This is a genomic window from Microbacterium azadirachtae (assembly GCF_025583665.1).
Classification (GTDB): Bacteria; Actinomycetota; Actinomycetes; order Actinomycetales; family Microbacteriaceae; genus Microbacterium; species Microbacterium azadirachtae.
In genome coordinates, this window is record NZ_CP099706.1 from 3,070,917 (window position 1) to 3,090,483 (window position 19,567).

Here is a 19,567-nt window from a genome sequence, read left to right on the forward strand (position 1 = left end):
GTTCGCCGCCGGGACGGCGACCGGGGAGCGGGGCGGATCCGCATCGGCGGGATCCGCCCCACGGCATGGTCAGCGCTCGGTCGGCCCCGTCGCGATCCGGGTGTCGAGCGCGAGCTCCTCGGCGTCCATCGCGTGGATCAGCTCGCGCATGACCTCCTCGTTGAGCGTGCCGGCGTCGCGCTCGGTGATGAGCACGTCGCGCCGCACCTGCAGCCACCCCTTCGAGAGGCCCACGAGCTCGTCCCGGCTCGGCCGCGGCATGCTGTCCTCGTCGCGCTGCCCCTGCGCGGTGTCGCGCTCGACCCGTGAGAACCGCTGCGCGAACCGGTCGAACCAGCCCAGCGACGCCGCGCCGTGCTTCTGCTCCCACGCCGCGCGCTTCTCGTCCAGGAAGACCTTGCCCGCTTCGCGCGTGCGAGCGCGCACCTGCTCGAGCTGACGGCGGTCCTCCTCCTCTTCATCCGTCACGTCGGCGACGCCCAGCCCGCGGATGAGCGGCGGCAGGGTGAGGCCCTGGAGCAGGAGGGTGCCGACCGTCACCAGGAACGCCACCACGACGATCGCGTGCGACGCCTCCGTGTCGAGCCCTGCGAGATCGGCCGCGGCGAGCGCGGTCGCGAGCGTGACGACGCCGCGCATGCCGGCCCACGAGATCACGGCGTTGTCGCGCCAGGTGAGCTGCGACTCCCGGAACCGCTCGCGCAGCTCCTCCTCGCTCGGGCGTCGCCCCGTCCACCCCTTGCGGCGCTGCTTCTCGGCGACCGCGTCGACGCGCCTCTGGAACTCGCCCGACGCCAGCGCCTTCTCGAAGCGGCGGAGGCGCAGACTCGACCAGAACGCGCCCCAGGCCGACGCCGGGTAGACGAACAGCGGCCGCACCAGCAGCACGACGAGGAAGACCGCCCCCGCGAGCCACAGCACCCCGCCCACCTGCGTCGCCCCCAGCTCGGCGAGCACCGGCGGAAGCTGCAGCCCGATGTACGCGAACACGAACGACTCCAGCAGGAAGTCCGCGGACAGCCAGATCGGCGCCTCCTGCATCCGGGTCGCGTAACTGGTGCGCGGGGCGTTGTAGCCGACCACGAGTCCCATCGCGACGACGGCGAGCACGCCGGATCCCTCCAGGTGCTCCGTGATCGCGTACACCCCGAACGGGGCGAGCAGCCCGAACGTGCCGATCACCACCGGATCCGAGATCCGCATGCGCAGCTGGTGCATGCCGAGGCCGGCGACGATGCCGATCCCGACGCCGGCGACCACCGCGACGACGAAGTCCTTGAGGCCGCTGCCCACCGTGACGGTGGTTCCGGCGAGGATCAGCGCGAACACCCGGTACAGGGTCAGCGAGGTGGCGTCGTTGATGAGGCTCTCCCCCGAAAGCACGGTCATCACCCGGCGCGGCAGGCCGAGCCGGCGCCCGATGGCCGCGGCCGACACCGCGTCGGGCGGGGCGACGATCGCACCGAGCAGCAGTGCGCCGGGAAGGGTCAGCGACGGCATGATCAGCCACGCGACGAGCCCCACCGCGGCCGTCGTGACGATCACCAGCCCCACGCCGAGCCGACGGATCTGCGGCAGGCTGCGGCGGAAGCTCACGAACGACACGTCGAGCGACGCGGAGTACAGCAGCGGCGGCAGGACGAGCGTCAGCAGCACGTGCCCGTCGATGCGCAGGTTCGGCACCGCCGGGATGAACGACACCGCGAGCGCCACCACCGTGACCAGCAGCGGGGCGGGCCAGCCGCGCCACCGCGCGATCGCGGCGACGATGACGGATCCGACCAGCACGTAGAAGATCTCGGCGTCCATGCGGTCAGGCTACCGGTGCGCCTCTGTCGCGCCGCTGTCACGGTGCTGTCGGCGCGGATTGGCATCCGCCCGATCACCACGACCCGTCCGGGCCTCGTTCCTCCCGGCCGTCCTCGGTCGCCGACCGGGCGGCGTCGAGGATCCCGATGACCTCCTCGTCGGCCGTCTGCCGGAAGTCGACGTAGTGCATCCCCACCGCCATGAACCCCTCCGGCGCATCGAGGCAGACGACCGCATCGGCCACAGGACTGGCTCCCGAGCGCAGCCCGGCGAGCGCGTCGGGTGCCGCAACGGGGACCGCCACGACGACACGGGCCGCACCCCGGGCCCGCGCGATCGCGCAGGCCGCCCGCACGGTCGCGCCCGTCGCGATGCCGTCGTCGACGAGGAGCGCCGTCCGTCCGACCAGCGGCACCGGCGCGCGCCCGCCGCGGAACAGCCGGGCACGGCGCTCGACCTCGGCGCGCTCCCGGCGCTCCCCCGCACGCACCGTCTCCTCGTCGACCGCCGCGGCGCGGATCACGTCGGCGTTGCGGACCGCGGCACCCTCCTCGCCGACGGCTCCCATCGCGAGCTCCGGCTGCCACGGCACACCGACCTTGCGCACCACGAGCACGTCGAGGGGAGCGCCGAGCACCCCTGCCACCTCGGCCGCGACCGGCACCCCGCCCCGGGGAAGGCCCAGCACGACCGGATCCGGTGGCGGATCCTCCGCCAGTCGCGCGCCGAGCCGCCGGCCGGCGTCGGCACGATCCGCGAACCCGTGCATGCCTCCGGACTACGCCCCCACGGCCGCCGCGGTCAAGCCAGGACGCCGGCCCCGGGATCCGGATCCGGAATGCCGCGGGATCCGGTCGCGTTGCCACCATCGATGTCTTCTCTCGCGCTCTCCGTCCTCGACCTCGTCCCGGTGCGCACCGGGCAGACCAGCGCCCAGGCGGTGGCGGCGTCGCTCGCCCTCGCCGCGCGTGCCGATGAGCTCGGCTACCGGCGGTACTGGTTCGCCGAGCACCACAACATGCCCGCGGTCGCCTCCACCGCCCCGCCGGTGCTCATCGCCGCGGCCGCCGCGCGCACTCAGCGCATCCGCGTCGGATCGGGCGGCGTGATGCTGCCGAACCATGCGCCGCTGATCGTGGCGGAGCAGTTCGCCGCACTCGAGGCGATCGCCCCCGGTCGCATCGATCTGGGCATCGGGCGCGCGCCCGGAAGCGATCCGGTGATCACCCAGCTGCTGCGCGCCTCGGGCGCCGCCGGCGACGTCGAGCGGTTCCCCGACCACGTGCAGGACATCGCGCTCATGCTGCAGCCCGACGGCGCGACCGTGCAGTTCACCTCGGGCGGCGAGTACTCGGTGCGCTCGACCCCCGCCGCCGGCGGCTCCCCGGAGGTGTGGCTGCTCGGATCCAGCGACTACTCGGCGCAGCTCGCCGCGTCGCTCGGTCTGCCGTACGTGTTCGCGAACCACTTCTCGGGTCAGGGCCTCGACCGCGCCCTCTCCCTGTATCGCGAAGGCTTCCGGCCCAGCGAGGCACACCCCGAGCCGCGCACCTTCCTCACCGCGAACGTCGTCGCGGCGCCCACGGCCGAGGAGGCCGCCGACCGCGCCCTGCCGCAGCTGCGGATGATGGCGCGGCTGCGTCTGAACCGTCCGCTCACCGCTCTGGAGACGGTGGAGGAGGCCCACGCGGCACTCGCCGCGGCACCGGATCCACAGGAGGAGCAGATCCACGCCGCCGCCGTCGCGAACTGGTTCGTGGGCGACGCCGCCTCCGTACGCGCCGAGCTCGAGGCCTTCGCCGCGCGGCACGGCGTCGACGAGATCATGGTCTCCCCCGTCGCCGGCTCGTTCGCCGCCGAGGATCCGACTCTCACCCCGGGACGCACGCAGACCCTCGAGCTGCTCGCGGACTGAACCGATCGCGACGGCTCGGCGGCGCCGCTCGACCCGCGCTGTTGCGCAGGGCGTCCCTGCCGTTGTGCAGGGTGCCCCCGCGTTCTGCACGAGCCGGCCGGCGGGTCGGGGCGGATCGCGCCGGATTCGCGGCCGGGTCGGATAGGCGGTCCTGCAGAACGTCGCACCCTCCCTGCCGAACGGCTGCAGTGTCAGGCAACCTTGGCGCGCGATCCCCGCGCCGGCGCGGCTATGCCTCGGGCTCGCCCGCGATGAGGCCGCGCAGCCAGTCCCTGGCCTCGACGAACACGTCGTCGGCGTAGCGCTCGGGGTACTGCACGATGCGGCGGTCGGCGCGGGGGTACGACCCGAGGAACACCACCCGGGGGCTGAACCGCCGGATGCCGAGCAGCGCGTCGGCCATGCGCTCGTCCTGGATGTGCCCGTCGGCGTCGAGGACGAACCGGTAACGGCCCAGCTCGTCGCCGATGGGGCGCGACTGCAGCAGCGACAGGTTGATGCCGCGCGTGGAGAACTGCTCCAGCAGCTCGAGCAGGGCACCCGCGTGGTCTTCCGGGAGCTCCACGATCAGGGAGGTCTTGTCGGCGCCCGTCGGGGGCGCCGGGGCGACCGTGCGGGCGACCAGCACGAACCGGGTGACGGCGTTGTCGTTGTCGCCGATGCCGTCGGCCAGCAGCTCGAGCTCGTGGTGCTGCACGATGCCGGGGGCCGCGATGGCCGCATCGGCGGGCAGAGAGCCGTCCAGGATCCCGAGCGCCGAGGCGACGTTGCTGGCGGCGGGCACGTGCTGGTGGCGCGGGAGGTGCTCGCCCAGCCAGCCGTAGCACTGCGCATAGGCCACGGGGTGCGCGGCGACGACGGTGACGTCCTCGAGGCGCTTGCCGGGGGCGGCGACCAGCACGAAGTCGACCTTGACGAGGTACTCGCCCACGATCCGCAGTCCCGGCAGCGTGGCCAGGGCGTCGAGGGTGGTGGTGACACCGCCCTCGACCGAGTTCTCGATCGCGATCATCGCCGCGTCGCTGCGCCCCTCGAGCACGTCCGACAGCGCCTCGCCGACGTTGTGCACGGGGCGCCACTGCTGCCCGCGCGCCTCCGGCACCTGGTCCAGTGCCGCCTCGGTGAAGGTGCCCGCAGGACCGAGATAGCTGTAGGTGCGGCGGGCGGGGGCGGCATCGGTCACGGCGATCAGCCTAGTCCGCGGGGCGGGGCGCCGACGGCACGTGACGACGCCCCGGCACCGGCCGCCCGCGTCGGCCGCCCCCTCGCGTCCCCCGAGGAAACGATGATGCGTTCACAGGCCGGGCGGGGCAGACTATCCCCATGACGAGCCGAGCCGGCCTCCCCGCGGAGGAAAGCGACCTGATCGACGTCGACGAGCTGATCGCCGCCTACTACGACCGGATCCCGGATCCGAAGATCTCGACCGAGAGAGTCGTGTTCGGCACCAGCGGGCACCGCGGATCCTCGCTGTCCGGCAGCTTCAACGAGCAGCACATCCTCGCCACGACCCAGGCGATCGTCGACTACCGCACGGCGCAGGGCATCACCGGCCCGCTGTTCCTGGGCCGCGACACGCACGCGCTCAGCCGCCCGGCGGAGCGCAGCGCGATCGAGGTGCTCGTCGCGAACGACGTCGACGTGCTGGTCGACGCGCGCGACGCCTGGGTGCCGACCCCGGCTCTCAGCCACGCGATCCTCACCTACAACCGCGACCGCGCCGACGACGAGCCCGGCCGCGCCGACGGCATCGTGGTGACCCCGTCGCACAACCCGCCGCGCGACGGCGGCTTCAAGTACAACCCCCCGCACGGCGGACCTGCGGACACGGACGCGACCGCGTGGATCGCGAACCGCGCGAACGAGCTCATCGAGCAGGGTCTCGAGGGGGTCAAGCGCACGCGCTTCGCCGACATCGACGCCGACGGCCTCGGCACCTACGACTTCCGCGAGGCGTACGTCCGCGACCTGCCGTCGATCATCGACATCGACGCGATCAAGCGCGCAGGCGTACGGATCGGGGCGGATCCGCTCGGCGGTGCGTCGGTCGAGTACTGGGCGCTCATCGCCGAGATGCACGGCCTCGACCTCACCGTGGTGAACCCCGAGGTCGACCCCACCTGGCGCTTCATGACCCTGGACTGGGACGAGAAGATCCGCATGGATCCGTCGTCCCCCTCGGCGATGGCGTCGCTGGTGGCGAAGAAGGGCGACTACGACGTGCTCACGGGCAACGACGCCGACGCCGACCGGCACGGCATCGTCACCCCGGATGCCGGGCTCATGAACCCCAACCACTACCTCGCCGTCGCGATCGACTACCTGTTCTCGCACCGCGAGGGCTGGGACCGTAATGCGGCGATCGGCAAGACGCTCGTGTCGTCGATGATCATCGATCGCGTCGCAGAGTCTCTCGGACGGCGCCTGCTCGAGGTGCCCGTCGGGTTCAAGTGGTTCGTCCCCGGGCTGCTCGACGGATCGGTCGCGTTCGGCGGTGAGGAGTCGGCCGGGGCCTCGTTCCTGCGCCGGGACGGATCCGTGTGGTCGACCGACAAGGACGGGATCCTGCTCTGCCTGCTGGCCGCGGAGATCATCGCCGTGACAGGCAAGACGCCCTCCGAGCGCTATCGCGAGCTGGAGGAGGCGTTCGGCGCCTCCGCCTATCAGCGCGTCGACGCGCCCGCCACCCCGGAGCAGAAGGCGACGCTCGGCAAGCTGTCGCCGGAGTCGGTGTCGGCGACCGAGCTGGCCGGCGAGCCGATCACCGCGAAGCTCTCGCACGCTCCGGGCAACGGCGCGGCGATCGGCGGCCTGAAGGTGCAGACCGAGCACGCGTGGTTCGCCGCGCGCCCGTCCGGCACGGAGGACGTCTACAAGCTCTACGCGGAGTCGCTGCTCGGCGCGGAGCACCTCGCCCGCGTGCAGGAGGAGGCCCGCGCGGTCGTCAGCGCCGCGCTCGGCGCCTGAGGGCCGGCGCCCGTCGGCACCCGGTGCCCGGGGTTCCGGCCCGGGGGCGGGTCCTGGCCCCCTGCTCGCTGGTCGCGCATTGCGGGTTAGGTAGCCCCATTCCCGCAATATGCGACCACCGAACGACGGTGAGAGGGGCGGATCGGGTCGGGGGAAGGGGCGCGGCGGCGGGGACGGCCGCGAGCGTCAGCGGCGGCCGGGGGTGCTGTCGCGCACGATCACCTCGACCGGCAGCGGGGCCTGGGTCCAGTCGTCGTCGACGATCGCGCGGAACGCCTGGTAGCCGGCGTCGTTGAGCGGCACCCGCACGGTCGTGAGCGCCGGGGTCACGTCGCCGCTCGCCGAGACGTCGTCAAAGCCGCAGACCGCGATGTCCTCGCCGACGCCGCGGCCCGCCGCCCGGATCGCGGACATCGCGCCGAGCGCCACCACGTCGCTCATGCCGAAGACCAGCGTGCCCGGCTCGACGCCCTCGGCGAGCGCGGCCGTCATCGCCGCGGTGCCCGACTCCCGGCGGAAGTCGCCGCGGTGGATCCGGGCCAGCTCGCCCCCGCCGGCCGCGAACCCGCGGGCGAAGCCGTTGAGGCGGTCGTCGGAGGTGCGCACGCCCTCGGCGGCTCCGATGCCGATCGCGGTGCGATAGCCGATCGCGGCCATGCGGCGGCCGAGTTCCTCCGCCCCGCCGGCGTTGTCGATCGTGATCGCCCGGGTGGCCCCCTCGTCGCCGGCCGGGCGCTCGCCGAACACGACGACCCGTCCGCCGTAGCGCTGGAACGCCGCCAGCTCCGCATCCGCGGGTGCGCCCTCCCCCGCCTCGCCGGTGCGGTCGGCGCGGGACGCCGCGAGGATGAGGCCCTGCGGACGCTGGCCGCGCAGGGCGCGCAGGATCCGGTTCTCGCGCTCCGGATCCCGCTCGGTGATCGAGATCGTCACGACCAGCCCTCGCTCGTCGGCACCGCGCGCGACACCCGCCGCGATCTGGCCGAAGTAGGGGTCGGCGATGTCGGCGACGAGGAGGGCGATGACCGGGGAGTGTCCGCGCGCGGTCGCCTGCGCCGACACGTTCGGGGTGTAGCCGAGGGACTCGGCGACGCGCTCGACCCGCTCCCGGAACGCCTCGGCCACCTTGCGCTCCGAGCCGTTCAGCACGCGCGACGCCGTGGCGAGGGAGACGCCGGCCTCCCGTGCGACGTCCTGGAGCGTCACCGCATGGGCGGCGCCGGGGGCGGAGCGCAGGGAAGGGCTTTCCGGATTCATGCCCCGAGCATAGTTCCCGTCGCGCCCTTCGCGCATCGCGGGACACGCGCCGGGACGTCCGTCCGCGCCCGGGTGTCAGCCGAGGTAGGCGCGCAACGCGGCGGCCTCGCCGGCGAGGGCGGCCGGGTCGTCCCCCGGCACGAACTCGAGCAGCGCATCCCGCGGGGGGACGGGCGCGTTCGCCGCCGCGGCGGCGAACGCCCGCCACAGACCGTCCCGGGCGCCGAGCGTCAGACGCTCGGCCGCAGGCCACCAGGAGAACACGTGCACCGCCGAGACCCGATCCGCGATCCGTCGGTACTCCGCGACGGCCACGTCGTCGGGCGCCGAGACCGTGGGCTGCCAGTACGTCGACAAGTGCGGGCTGGCGACCTCGTCCAGCACGCGCAGCGTCTGCTCCGCATCGTCGGCGAGCGTGCCCCCGTGGAACTCGAGCGCGAGCGAGATCCCCCGCGCGCCCGCCTGCTCCACGGCCGCGGCGAGGGCGTCGATGGTCGCGGCGCGCTCCTGGGCACTCGCCTGCGCGGAGCCGGTCCGCCCCGCCCAGATCCGGATCCGGTCGGCGCCGAGCGCCGCGGCGGCGTCGAGCACCGGGGCGATCTCCTCCCCCGCATCGCCGCGGAAGTAGGAGCCGTAGGAGGCGACCGCCAGCCCGGCGTCGGCCGTGACCCTGGCGACCTGGGACGCCCGCGCGACATCACCCGGAGGCACGTGCACGTCGCTGCCCCACTCGACGGCCTGCAGTCCGGCGTCCGCGGCGAGCGCGGCGATCGCCGCCGGCTCCAGCTGACGGAAGGTCACGGAGCACAGTCCCGGTCGGATGCTCATGGATTCAGCCTTTCACGTGGTCGCGGCGGGACGCTTCTCCGGGGACCGCCCGTCGCGCACCGCTCCACGCCGTCTCAGACCAGGTGCGGAGAGACGGTGCGCGCGAAGGACTCGGCGGTGCGGCGCACCACGTCGACCGGATCCTGGGCCCAGATCTCGGCGTTGAAGATCTCCACTTCGATGTCGCGGTCGTAGCCGGTGGCGACGACCGCCTGCGTCAACGAGGCGAAGTCGATGATCCCGTCTCCCGGATAGTGCCTGCTGAGCAGCACGTCCGCCGGCAGCGGGGTCTTCCAGTCGCACACCTGATACGTCGCGATCCGACCCTCGCGGCCGGCGCGGGCGATCTGGTCGAGCACCTGCGGATCCCACCAGATGTGGAACGTGTCGACGGCCGCGCCGACGACCGCCGGGTCGAAGTCCGCGGCGATGTCGAGGGCCTGCCCGAGCGTCGAGACGACGCAGCGGTCGGATCCGAACATCGGATGCAGCGGCTCGATCGCGAGGGTCACGCCCGCCGCCCGGGCGTCGACGGACAGCTCGCCGATGGCGTCGCGCACCCGCTCCCTGGCGCCGCCGAGGTCGCGCGATCCCTCGGGCAGCCCGCCGGCGACGAGCACGAGGACGGCGGTGGATCCGTCCGACCCGGCGGCGGCGAGCGTGGCGGTCTCCTCGATCGCGCGCCGGTTGTCGTCGAGCGCGGCGAGGCGCTCGGGTCCGGCGGGCAGCGTGAAGAAGCCGCCCCGGCAGTGCGTCGTGAAGCGCAGCCCGGAGTCGCCGAGCATCTGCGCGGCCACATCGAGCCCGACCTCGTTCACCGGCTCGCGCCACAGCCCGATCGCCGCGACGCCGGCCTCGGCGGTGACCCGCAGCGCCGTCGCGAGATCGGCGCGCTTGATCGTGGCCTGGTTGATCGACAGACGGGGATGCGGCCTCTGAGGCTCTCGAAGGGTCATGCGCCCACCCCGTTCAGGCGCAGCATGCCGTGCCAGCGTTCGCGGGCGAGTTCCGGATCCTCCAGCGCGAGCGCGGCGTTCGCGAGCTCGACGATGCGGCTGAGGTGGGGAAGGCTGCGCGCCGAGTGAAGACCGCCGACCATCTGGAACGCGGGCTGATGGCCGTTCAGCCAGGCGAGGAACGCGACGCCGGTCTTGTAGTAGAACGTGGGCGCGGCGAACACCTGGCGGCTGAGCTCCTCCGTCGGCCCGAGGATCTGCAGATACCGGGCCGGATCCCCCGCGTCGAGCGCCTGGATGGCGGCCGAGGCGACGGGCGTGATCGCGGCGAACGCGCCGAGGAGCGCATCCGAGTGGCCTCCGGTCGTCGAGAGAGCGGAGGGAGACGAAGCACGGTCGGCGGCGAGGGCACCGCGTTTCGTCTTGTCGCTGCGCTCCTCGCTCGACGACCGGGTGGTGTCACCGCCGATCAGGTCGACGTAGTTGAAGTCGTCGCCGGTGAACATGCGCACCCCGTCCGGGAGCTGCTCGCGCACGGCGATCTCGGACTCCGCGTTCAGCAGGCTCATCTTCACCCCCGCGACCTTCCCCGGATTCTCGTCGATGATGCGCAGCAGCGTGGTCGAGGCTTCGCGCCACGGGGAGGATCCGAAGTATCCCTCGAGCTGCGGATCGAAGGCGGTGCCGAGCCAGTGCAGCACGACCGGGGTCGTCGCCTGCTGCAGCACGGCCGCGTACACGCGCAGGTAGTCGGTGCGCGATTCGGCGACGCGGGCGAGGTGGCGCGAGGCCATCAGCACGGGCCCTGCGCCCTGCTCCTCGACGAAGTGCAGCTGCTCGACGTATGCGTCGATCACCTGCGTCAGCGGGATGCGCTCCTCGTCGACGTGGTCGGTGTTCACGCCGACGACGACGGAACCACCCTCCTCGCGGGCGACCGCCGCGCTGCGGGCGATGAGCTCGCGGGTCGCCGCCGCATCGAGGCCCATGTTGCGCTGCGCGGTGTCCATGGCGTCGGCGACGCCGAGACCCCAGGAGTAGACGTTGCGGCGGAACGCGAGCGTGGCGTCCCAGTCGATGTCCGCGGGCTGCCCGGGGGTGTTGTCGGCGTGCGTCTTCGGCACCACGTGCGCGGCGGCGTAGGCGACGCGGCTGCGCAGGGGCGCGGACGGACGGGTGTAGGCGCCGGAGTCGGCGAGCGGGACGTCGGAGGTCGCTCCGTCGGCGGCGAGGAGGCGGATCGTCGTCATGTCCGGCCTCAGTCCAGGGTCAGCGCGGGCAGCGCGATCTTGCGCCCCTCGGCGGAGGACTGCAGTCCCGCCTCGGCGAGCTGCACGCCGCGGGCGCCGGCGAGCAGGTCGAACGCGTAGTCCGTGCCGAGCACGTACGACGTGAGGTACTCCTCCCACTGCTGTCGGAAGCCGTTGAGGAACACATCGTTCGTGGGCACCTCGGCCCAGTCCGCGTCGTAGTCGTGCTCGTCGGCGAGGTCGGGGTTCCACACCGGCTTGGGAGTGGCGTTGCGATGCTGGATCTTCGCGCCGAAGAGGCCGACGACCGCGGATCCGTGCGTGCCGTCCACCTGGAACTCGACGAGCTCGTCGCGGTTCACGCGCACGGTCCAGCTGGAGTTGATCTCGGCGACGATGCCGCCCTCGAGCTCGAAGATCCCGTACGCGGCGTCCTCGGCGGTGGCCGTGTAGTGCTCGCCCTTCTCGTCCCAGCGGTCGGCGATGTGCACGGCCGCCTGGGCGTACACGCTCTTCACCTCGCCGAACAGGTTCTCCATGACGTAGTTCCAGTGCGGGAACATGTCGCTGATGATGCCGCCGCCGTCTTCGGTGCGGTAGTTCCAGCTGGGACGCTGCGCCGGCTGCCAGTCGCCCTCGAACACCCAGTAGCCGAACTCCCCGCGCACGGACAGGATCCGGCCGAAGAAGCCCGAGTCGATGAGGCGCTTGAGCTTCTGCAGGCCGGGCAGGTACAGCTTGTCGTGCACGACGCCGGTCTTGACGCCCGCGGCCCGGGCGAGACGGGCGAGCTCCAGCGCCTCCCCCACGGACTCGGCCGTGGGCTTCTCCGTGTAGATCGCCTTGCCCGCGGCGATGGCCTTGCGGATCGCGGCCGCGCGCGCCTTGGTGACGAGGAAGTCGGCATAGATCTCCCACTGCGGATCCGCGAGCGCGGCGTCGAGGTCGGTCGTGTAATCGGCGATGCCGTGCGCGGCGGCGAGCTCGGCCAGCTTCTGCGCGCTGCGGCCGACGAGGATCGGCTTCACGGTGACCCGGGTGCCGTCGGGCAGCTCGATGCCGCCCTGCTCGCGGATCGCCAGGATCGACCGCACCAGGTGCTGGCGGTAGCCCATGCGCCCGGAGACGCCGTTCATGATGATGCCGATCTCGCGGGTGGTGCTCTCCGCCACGGTTTCTCCTTCGTTCCGTTGCCCCGGCGTGCGACGCCGTCGCAGAGGGTAAGCGCTTTCCAGTTCCCTCATCCTGACATGGGAACACGCTTTCCGCAACCGATGCGACGCATCCATCGCGAACGCCCCGCCCGAGAGCGGCCGCCCCGCCCGCGGGCGACGCGAGCCCGGCTAGGCGCTCGCGCGCGCGACCAGCGTCGGCACGAGCAGCGCCGGATCCGCGAGGGTCTGGCCCTCGACGCGGTCGATGAGGATCTGCACGGCCTTCTCGCCGAGTGCGGCGAAGTCCTGGCGGATCGTCGTCAGCGGCGGGCGGAACTCGGCGGCGTCGGCGATGTCGTCGAAGCCGAGCACGGCGACGTCGGCGGGGATGCGCCGCCCGGCGTCGGCGAGCGCGCGCAGCAGCCCGAGCGCCATCTGGTCGTTCGCGGCGAACACGGCCGTGACCTCGGGATCGGCCGCGAGGGTGCCGCCCAGCGCATGACCGGATCCGGCGCTCCAGTCTCCGCGCAGCGGCTCCGGGATGCGGGCCCCGCGCGCCGCGAGCTCTTCGCGCCAGCCGCGCTCGCGCTCGGCCGCCGCGAACGAGCCCTCCGGTCCGGCGACATGATGCACGGTGGCGGCGCCGCCGTCGAGCAGGTGCGCGGTCGCGACCCTGGCGCCGGCGGCGTGATCGGTGCCGATGACCGTGAACCGCGGGTCGGCCGGCGCATCGACCACGACGAGCACGAGGCCGGCCGGATCCACGTCGCGGGCGAGCGCCGATGCCTCGTTCAGCACGATCGCGCCGTCGACGCCCTGATCGCGCAGCCGGTCGAAGGCGTCGCCGATGCGACCCGCCGCGCCCAGCGTGACGACGGCGAGGGCGTAGCCGCGCGCCTCCGCAGCCTCCGCGACGGCCTGCAGCAGCGAGGAGTTGCCGACCGTGGCGAGGGTCTGCGCCACCACGCCGATCGTCATCGAGCGTCCGGTGCGCAGCGCCCGCGCGGCGCGATGCGGGCGGTAGCCGAGCTCGGCCATCGCAGCCTCGACCCGCTCACGCGTGACCGGATCCACCCGGGGGCTGTCGTTCACGACCCGTGAGACGGTCTGGCCGGAGACGCCGGCCCGCGCGGCGACCATCGCCATCGACACGCGACCGCTGGGCCGGGGACCCCTGCGCGTGCGGCCGGCGGGCGCTCCGTCGACCGTGCGGAGGAGCTCCTCGAGCTCGTCGTCGTGCTTCGGCATCGCCTCGCCTCTCCCCCGCCGATCCCACCCGCACCGTTCGGCGCGCCGTTCGCAGGTTTGTTGACGCTATCACGCCGCGTGCCCTATCGTGTTTACGTGAACATGGAAACGGATCCTGCGTTCGGTACGACCGCCGCGCCGGCGGCGCCCGCAGACGCGACCGCTGCCCCCGGAGGCGGGGACGCGGTGCTCGCCGTCACGACGCTCGGCGCCGGCGTCGTCAAGCGGACCACACGCCTCGCCGACGGCCGAGACCTCGTCTACTACGACGACCCCGGCACGGCCCTCGGGCCGGAGCGGAGCGTCGACGCGCGCGCCCTCGACCCGCGCCCGGACACGGCGACCATGCGTCAGGACGTGCTCACCGGGGACTGGATCACGTTCGCCACCCAGCGTCAGACCCGGGTGATGATGCCGGGCGCGGATGCGGATCCGCTCGCGCCGCAGACGGCGACCAACCCCTCCGAGGTGCCGTCGCGCTACGACGTCGCCGTGTTCGAGAACCGCTCCCCGTCGTTCGGGCCCGCCCTCACGAACGCCGTCGGCACCGCGCCGGCAGCGGTCGACCCGCCGCAGGGCCTCGCCGACCTGGAGCAGATCGGGCTCGGACGCACCCGGACCAGCGTCGGACGCTGCGAGGTGGTCTGCTTCAGCCCCGAGCACGCCGGATCCTTCGGCACGCAGTCGGTCACTCGCGCGCGCACCGTGATCGAGGCCTGGGCCGACCGCACGGCCACCCTCTCCGCGCTCCCCGGCATCGAGCAGGTGTTCCCGTTCGAGAACCGCGGCGAGGCGATCGGCGTCACGCTGCCGCATCCGCACGGCCAGATCTACGCGTACCCCTATGTCACCCCGCGCACGCAGCGGCTGCGCGAGAGCATCGCCCGCACCGGCGACGACCTGTTCGCGCGCATCCTCGACGCGGAGCAGGGATCCGACCGGGTGGTGCTGCAGGGAGAGCACTGGACCGCCTTCGTGCCGTTCGCCGCGCGCTGGCCGCTCGAGGTGCAGCTGCTGCCGCACCGGCACGTGCCCGACTTCACCGCGCTGGACGACGCGGAGCGCGACGAGCTCGCCCCCCTGTACCTGCGCCTGCTGCGCGGCGTGGATGCGCTCTACGCCTCGCCGACGCCGTACATCGCCGCCTGGCACCAGGCCCCGGTGCACGTCGGCCGCGGCACGATCCGCATGCGCCTCGAGCTCACCAGCCCCCGCCGTGCCGCCGACAAGCTGAAGTTCCTGGCCGGGTCCGAGTCCGCGATGTCTGCGTGGACGGCCGAGATCCTGCCCGAGGATGCGGCCGCGCGCCTGCGCGACGCGATCGCGTCCGTTCCCCTGCCCGTCGAGGAGACCCGATGACCCCCGCCCCCGCCGCCGACCCCGTGGTCGCCGCCGAGCCCACCGCCGTCGCCGGCGCCGCAGAGCTGTTCCGCGCGCTGACCGGATCCGCGCCCACCGGCGTCTGGTCCGCGCCCGGACGCGCGAACCTCATCGGGGAGCACACCGACTACAACGACGGCTTCGTGCTGCCGTTCGCGATCCAGCACCGCACGGCTGCGGCGGCACGGCTGCGCGCCGACGGCCGGATCCGCGTCGCGTCGACGTTCGCCTCGGAGCCGGTCGAGGTCGCGCTCGACGACCTGGATGCGCTCTTCCCCGCGGCCGGCTCTGGCACGCGCACCCCCGGCGATACCGCCCCGGCGACCGTGCCCGAATGGGCCGCCTACCCTCTGGGCATCGCCTGGGCGCTGCGGGGTCTCATCCCGGCATGGGCGGCGGCGACCCTGCCGGGGGTCGACATCGCCATCGCGTCCGATGTGCCGGTGGGGGCGGGGCTCTCCTCGTCCGCCGCGATCGAGGGCGCCGCCGCGTCCGCCCTGAACGAGCTGTGGGGGCTCGGACTCGATCCGGTGACCCTCGCGCAGGCCGGGCGCCGCGCCGAGAACGAGGCCGTGGGCGCGCCGACCGGGATCATGGACCAGATGGCATCGATGCTCGGCCACGCCGACGCCGCGGTGTTCCTGGACTGCCGCTCGCTCGAGACCCGCTCGATCCCGCTCGGGTTCGCCGAGGCCGGTCTCGAGGTGCTCGTGATCGACACCGGCGTGAAGCACGCGCACTCCACCGGGGGCTACGGCGAGCGCCGCGCCTCCTGCGAGCGCGGGGCCGCGGCGCTGGGGATCGCCGCGCTGCGCGACGCGACTCCGGCGGATCTGCCGCGGGCCGCCGAGCTGCTCGACGAGGTCGACTTCCGGCGTGTGCGCCACGTGGTCACCGAAGACCAGCGCGTCCTCGACACCGTGGCCGCCCTGGCCGCGGAGGGCCCTCGGGCGATCGGCGACCTGCTCGTCGCCTCGCACGCGTCGCTGCGGGCCGACTTCGAGATCTCGATCCCCGAACTCGACGCCGCCGTGGAGGCGGCGCTCGCGCACGGCGCGATCGGCGCGCGGATGACCGGCGGCGGCTTCGGCGGCGCGGCGATCGCGCTCGTCGACCACGACGCCGTCGAGCGGGTGTCGGACGCCGTCCGCCGTGCGTTCGCCGACGCCGGGTTCGCCGAGCCGCATCTCTTCACGGTGACCCCGTCCGACGGCCCGCGCCGCGACGTCTGAGCGCCCCTGCCGGTTTCGAAGCGCTGACTTTGCCGGATCCGGCCCCCGGATGCAGCCAGGTGCGCGCTTCGAACCGGATCCGTTCAGCAGGCCGCTGAGAGGATTGACGAACGAGGGCTGACGCCCGGAAACGAAGGAGACCCATGTCCTGGCTTGTCACCGGCGGCGCCGGCTACATCGGATCGCACGTCGTGCGCGCACTCGCGGAGGCCGGGCTCACCCCGGTCGTGCTGGACGACCTGTCCAGCGGCGTGGCCTCGTTCGTCCCCGAGGGCGTCGCCTTCGTGCAGGGCAGCATCCTCGATCGCGAGCTCGTGGAGCGCACCCTGCGTGAGCACGACGTGCAGGGCGTGATCCATGTCGCCGGGTTCAAGTACGCGGGCGTCTCAGTGCAGCGTCCGCTGCACACCTACGCGCAGAACGTCGAGGGCACGCGCGTCATCCTCGAGGCGATGGCCGCGGCGGGCGTCGCGAAGATCGTGTTCTCGTCGAGCGCCGCCGTGTTCGGAACCCCCGATGCGCCGCTCGTCGTGGAGGACACCGAGAAGCGTCCGGCGAGCCCGTACGGCGAGTCGAAGCTCATCGGCGAGTGGTTGCTGCGCGACCAGGCGGTCGCGACCGCCGGATCCGAGACCCCGCTCGTGCACACCTCCCTGCGCTACTTCAACGTGGTGGGATCGGCGGATCCCACGGTGTACGACGTGAGTCCGCACAACCTGTTCCCGATCGTCTTCGAGAAGCTGCTCGCCGGCGACACCCCGCAGATCAACGGCGACGACTACGCCACCGAGGACGGCACGAACGTGCGCGACTACGTGCACGTCGGCGACATCGCCCTGGCCCACGTGGCCGCTGCGCAGCGCATGGTCGCGGGCGACCCGATCGAGGCCGCCTACAACCTCGGATCCGGCGACGGCCTCTCGGTGCGCCAGATCATGGACGCGATGGCCCGCGTCACCGGCATCGCCTTCACCCCCGCGATCGGGCCGCGCCGCCCCGGCGATCCCGACCGGATCGTGGCGACCGGGGAGCTCGCCGCCCGCGACCTCGACTGGCGGATGCGTCACACGGTCGACGAGATGGTCCGCTCCGGCTGGGAGGCCCGCCGCAACGCCGGCTGAGCGATCCAGATCCGCGGACGCCGCTCGCGCACTGCATCACTGCTCGCTGGTCGCGGATTGCGGCTCTCTACGAGGAATGCCCGCAATCCGCGACCAGCGAGCGGAGTGGATCCGGCGCAACACGCGGAACCCCGTCCCGGGGAGTGGCGCTCCCCGGGACGGACGGGCGGTCAGGCCTGGGGGGCGTTCGCGGCGGCGATCAGCTGGTCGACCCCGGCACGGTCCAGGCCCCAGCCGAACGCCGGCAGGCGGCCGATCGGGAACGACCCCATCATCTTGGCCATCGCCTCGCCCGACATGATCCCGTCGCCGTCGCCGCCGAACTGCTCCTGCATCGCGGCGAAGGCGCCCGCCACCATCGGGCCGGCCACCGGGTGCGCGAACACCTGCGTGAGCGTGGACTCGGGAGTCAGCGGAACCAGGACCGCATCTCCGGCGACGTCGATCGTCACGGTGCCGCGGAGATCGCGGCTCGACGCACCGACCTCGACGCGGTAGGAGCCGCCCTCGACGACGAAGCGGTCGACGCGGATGTCCCAGTAGGCGAGATCCTCGCGACGCACGGTCAGCACGACGTCGGCGGTGGCGCCCGCCGCGATCTCGACCGAGGCGAAGGCCTTGAGCTCCCGAGGGGCGCGCTCGACGACGGAGGCGACCGGGGCGACGTACACCTGCACGACCTCACGGCCGTCGCGGGATCCGGTGTTCGTCACCGGGACCGTCACCTCGATGTCACCCGATGCGGTCACCGCCGCGGAGATCTCACCGTACGCGAAGGCCGTGTACGACAGCCCGTGCCCGAACGGGTAGGCGACCGACATGTCGCGGGCGTCGTACCAGCGGTAGCCGACGAGGATCCCCTCGCCGTAGCGGACGTGGCCGTTCGAGCCGGGGAAGTTGCCGAACGCCGGGGTGTCCTCGATCCGGTGCGGGATGGTCTCGGCGAGGCGGCCGGACGGGTTCACCGCGCCCGTCAGCACGTCGACGGTGGCGGATCCGCCGGCCTGGCCGAGCAGCCAGGCCTCGACGATCGCCGGCACCCGGTCGGCGAACGGCAGCGCGACGACCGAGCCGTTGGAGAGCACGACGACGGTGCGCGGGTTCGCCGCGACGACCGCATCGAGCAGCGCGAGCTGGTGCGCGGCGAGGTCGATGTGGTCGCGGTCGAAGCCCTCCGACTCCTCGGCATCGGTGAGGCCGAGGAACACCACGGCGACGTCGCGGGACGCGGCGAGGGCGACCGCCTCTTCGCGGAGGGCGTCCTGGCCCTCGGCGGCGGGATCGAAGGCGAAGCCGGGAGCGAACGCGACGCGATCCCCGGCGACGGCGCGCAGCGCGTCCAGCGCCGAGTCCACCCGGGTGGGGTTGATGTGCGAGGATCCGCCGCCCTGGAACCGCGGCGTGCGCGCGAACTCGCCGAGGAGCGCGATGGTCGTGTCGTCGGCGAGCGGAAGCAGCGGGGCGCCGTCGACCGCGTCGTTCTTCAGCAGCACGATCGAGCGTCCGGCGGCCTCGCGGGCGAGCGCGTGGTGGGCGTCGACGTCGAGCGGCCCGGCGACGGCGGGGCGGTCCAGTGCCCGCCCGACCAGGTCGAGCACGCGGCCGGCCGACGCGTCCAGTGCGGCGGCCACGGCCGGGTCGGAGGCCGCAGCGGTGGCGACGGCGGCGTCGGGCGCCCCGTCGCTGCCGGGCATCTCGAGGTCCAGGCCCGCGACGAGCGCCGCCACCCGGTCGTTCACCGCGCCCCAGTCGGAGACGACGAGTCCGTCGAAGCCCCACTCGTCCCGCAGCACCTGCGTGAGCAGCCACGGATCCTGCGACGCGTAGACGCCGTTGATCTTGTTGTACGAGCACATCACCGTCCACGGCTGCGCGTCCTTCACGACGCGCTCGAAGCCGCGCAGGTAGATCTCCCGCAGCGGACGCGGATCCACGTCGCTCGACGCGGTCATCCGCTCGAACTCCTGGTTGTTGGCGGCGAAGTGCTTGAGGGACGAGCCCACGCCCTGCGACTGGATCCCCCGTACCAGGCCTGCACCGATGACGCCGGAGACGATCGGGTCCTCGGAGACGTACTCGAAGTTGCGGCCGCACAGGGGCGAGCGCTTGATGTTGATGCCGGGGCCGAGGATGACCGCGACGTCCTCGATCGCCGACTCGACGCCGAGGGCGACGCCCACGCGCTCCGCGAGCTCCGGATCGAACGAAGAACCGAGCCCGGAGGCGGGCGGGAAGCACGTCGCCGGGACGCTCTCGCTGAGACCCAGGTGGTCGGACTCCGCCGCCTGCTTGCGCAGACCGTGCGGCCCGTCGGTGACCATGATCGACGGCACGCCGACCCGGTCGATGGGCTTCAGGGTCCAGAAGTCCCTGCCGCTGGTCAGCGACGCCTTCTCCTCGGTGCTGAGCTCGGGCAGGTGGTCGCGGGGCGTTGTCATGTCGACTCCTTC

The 19,567-nt window shown here is 73.0% G+C and carries 15 protein-coding genes; 5 read left to right on the forward strand and 10 right to left on the reverse strand.

Going from position 1 to position 19,567, the window contains the following annotated elements:
* Positions 1-69: 69 nt before the first annotated feature.
* Positions 70-1,809, reverse strand: a complete 1,740-nt coding sequence (locus NFX31_RS14610) for a cation:proton antiporter (RefSeq protein ID WP_262956045.1) — start codon at positions 1,807-1,809, stop codon at positions 70-72.
* Between the two features lie 73 nt (positions 1,810-1,882).
* The gene (locus tag NFX31_RS14615) at positions 1,883-2,578 is read right to left on the reverse strand and encodes a phosphoribosyltransferase (RefSeq protein ID WP_262956046.1); all 696 of its coding nucleotides are present in this window, start codon (positions 2,576-2,578) and stop codon (positions 1,883-1,885) included.
* 102 nt (positions 2,579-2,680) lie between these two features.
* Between NFX31_RS14615 and NFX31_RS14620 the strand changes: the two genes are divergently transcribed.
* On the forward strand, positions 2,681-3,724 hold the full coding sequence (locus tag NFX31_RS14620; protein ID WP_262956047.1) for an LLM class flavin-dependent oxidoreductase: 1,044 nt from the start codon (positions 2,681-2,683) through the stop codon (positions 3,722-3,724).
* Positions 3,725-3,953: 229 nt separating this feature from the next.
* Here NFX31_RS14620 and pheA read toward each other — a convergent pair whose 3' ends face one another.
* Positions 3,954-4,916 (reverse strand): prephenate dehydratase, encoded by a 963-nt coding sequence (gene pheA, locus NFX31_RS14625; protein ID WP_245763009.1) that lies wholly within the window; start codon positions 4,914-4,916, stop codon positions 3,954-3,956.
* 131 nt (positions 4,917-5,047) lie between these two features.
* Between pheA and pgm the strand changes: the two genes are divergently transcribed.
* Positions 5,048-6,691: a phosphoglucomutase (alpha-D-glucose-1,6-bisphosphate-dependent) gene (gene pgm, locus NFX31_RS14630; protein WP_045249445.1), complete on the forward strand. Its 1,644-nt coding sequence runs from the start codon at positions 5,048-5,050 to the stop codon at positions 6,689-6,691.
* A gap of 186 nt (positions 6,692-6,877) precedes the next feature.
* On the opposite strand, the gene NFX31_RS14635 is transcribed toward pgm, so the two are convergent.
* The 6 genes from NFX31_RS14635 to NFX31_RS14660 all read right to left on the reverse strand — a co-directional run bounded on the left by NFX31_RS14635 (position 6,878) and on the right by NFX31_RS14660 (position 13,282).
* Positions 6,878-7,948: a LacI family DNA-binding transcriptional regulator gene (locus NFX31_RS14635; RefSeq protein ID WP_262956048.1), complete on the reverse strand. Its 1,071-nt coding sequence runs from the start codon at positions 7,946-7,948 to the stop codon at positions 6,878-6,880.
* 75 nt (positions 7,949-8,023) lie between these two features.
* Positions 8,024-8,776 (reverse strand): sugar phosphate isomerase/epimerase family protein, encoded by a 753-nt coding sequence (locus NFX31_RS14640; RefSeq protein WP_262956049.1) that lies wholly within the window; start codon positions 8,774-8,776, stop codon positions 8,024-8,026.
* A 74-nt stretch (positions 8,777-8,850) separates the two neighbouring features.
* Entirely contained in the window at positions 8,851-9,732 is an 882-nt protein-coding gene (locus tag NFX31_RS14645) for a sugar phosphate isomerase/epimerase family protein (protein ID WP_262956051.1), read from the reverse strand.
* Complete coding sequence (locus tag NFX31_RS14650; RefSeq protein ID WP_262956052.1) at positions 9,729-10,982, reverse strand: dihydrodipicolinate synthase family protein; 1,254 nt, start codon at positions 10,980-10,982, stop codon at positions 9,729-9,731. The genes NFX31_RS14645 and NFX31_RS14650 overlap by 4 nt, the downstream gene beginning before the upstream one ends.
* Positions 10,983-10,990: 8 nt before the next feature.
* Positions 10,991-12,118: a Gfo/Idh/MocA family protein gene (locus NFX31_RS14655; RefSeq protein ID WP_045248796.1), complete on the reverse strand. Its 1,128-nt coding sequence runs from the start codon at positions 12,116-12,118 to the stop codon at positions 10,991-10,993.
* A 207-nt stretch (positions 12,119-12,325) separates the two neighbouring features.
* Complete coding sequence (locus tag NFX31_RS14660) at positions 12,326-13,282, reverse strand: LacI family DNA-binding transcriptional regulator (protein WP_262957217.1); 957 nt, start codon at positions 13,280-13,282, stop codon at positions 12,326-12,328.
* A 204-nt stretch (positions 13,283-13,486) separates the two neighbouring features.
* On the opposite strand from NFX31_RS14660, the gene galT reads away from it, so the two are divergent.
* From galT to galE, 3 genes are all read left to right on the forward strand, one after another.
* On the forward strand, positions 13,487-14,743 hold the full coding sequence (gene galT, locus NFX31_RS14665; RefSeq protein ID WP_420847442.1) for a galactose-1-phosphate uridylyltransferase: 1,257 nt from the start codon (positions 13,487-13,489) through the stop codon (positions 14,741-14,743).
* Positions 14,740-15,996: a galactokinase gene (gene galK / locus NFX31_RS14670; RefSeq protein ID WP_262956054.1), complete on the forward strand. Its 1,257-nt coding sequence runs from the start codon at positions 14,740-14,742 to the stop codon at positions 15,994-15,996. The genes galT and galK overlap by 4 nt, the downstream gene beginning before the upstream one ends.
* A 143-nt stretch (positions 15,997-16,139) precedes the next feature.
* A complete protein-coding gene (gene galE / locus NFX31_RS14675) occupies positions 16,140-17,117 on the forward strand; it encodes a UDP-glucose 4-epimerase GalE (protein ID WP_045249207.1) in 978 nt (325 codons plus the stop codon).
* Between the two features lie 170 nt (positions 17,118-17,287).
* Here galE and NFX31_RS14680 read toward each other — a convergent pair whose 3' ends face one another.
* Positions 17,288-19,555: a glycoside hydrolase family 3 C-terminal domain-containing protein gene (locus tag NFX31_RS14680; protein WP_262956055.1), complete on the reverse strand. Its 2,268-nt coding sequence runs from the start codon at positions 19,553-19,555 to the stop codon at positions 17,288-17,290.
* Positions 19,556-19,567: the final 12 nt, after the last annotated feature.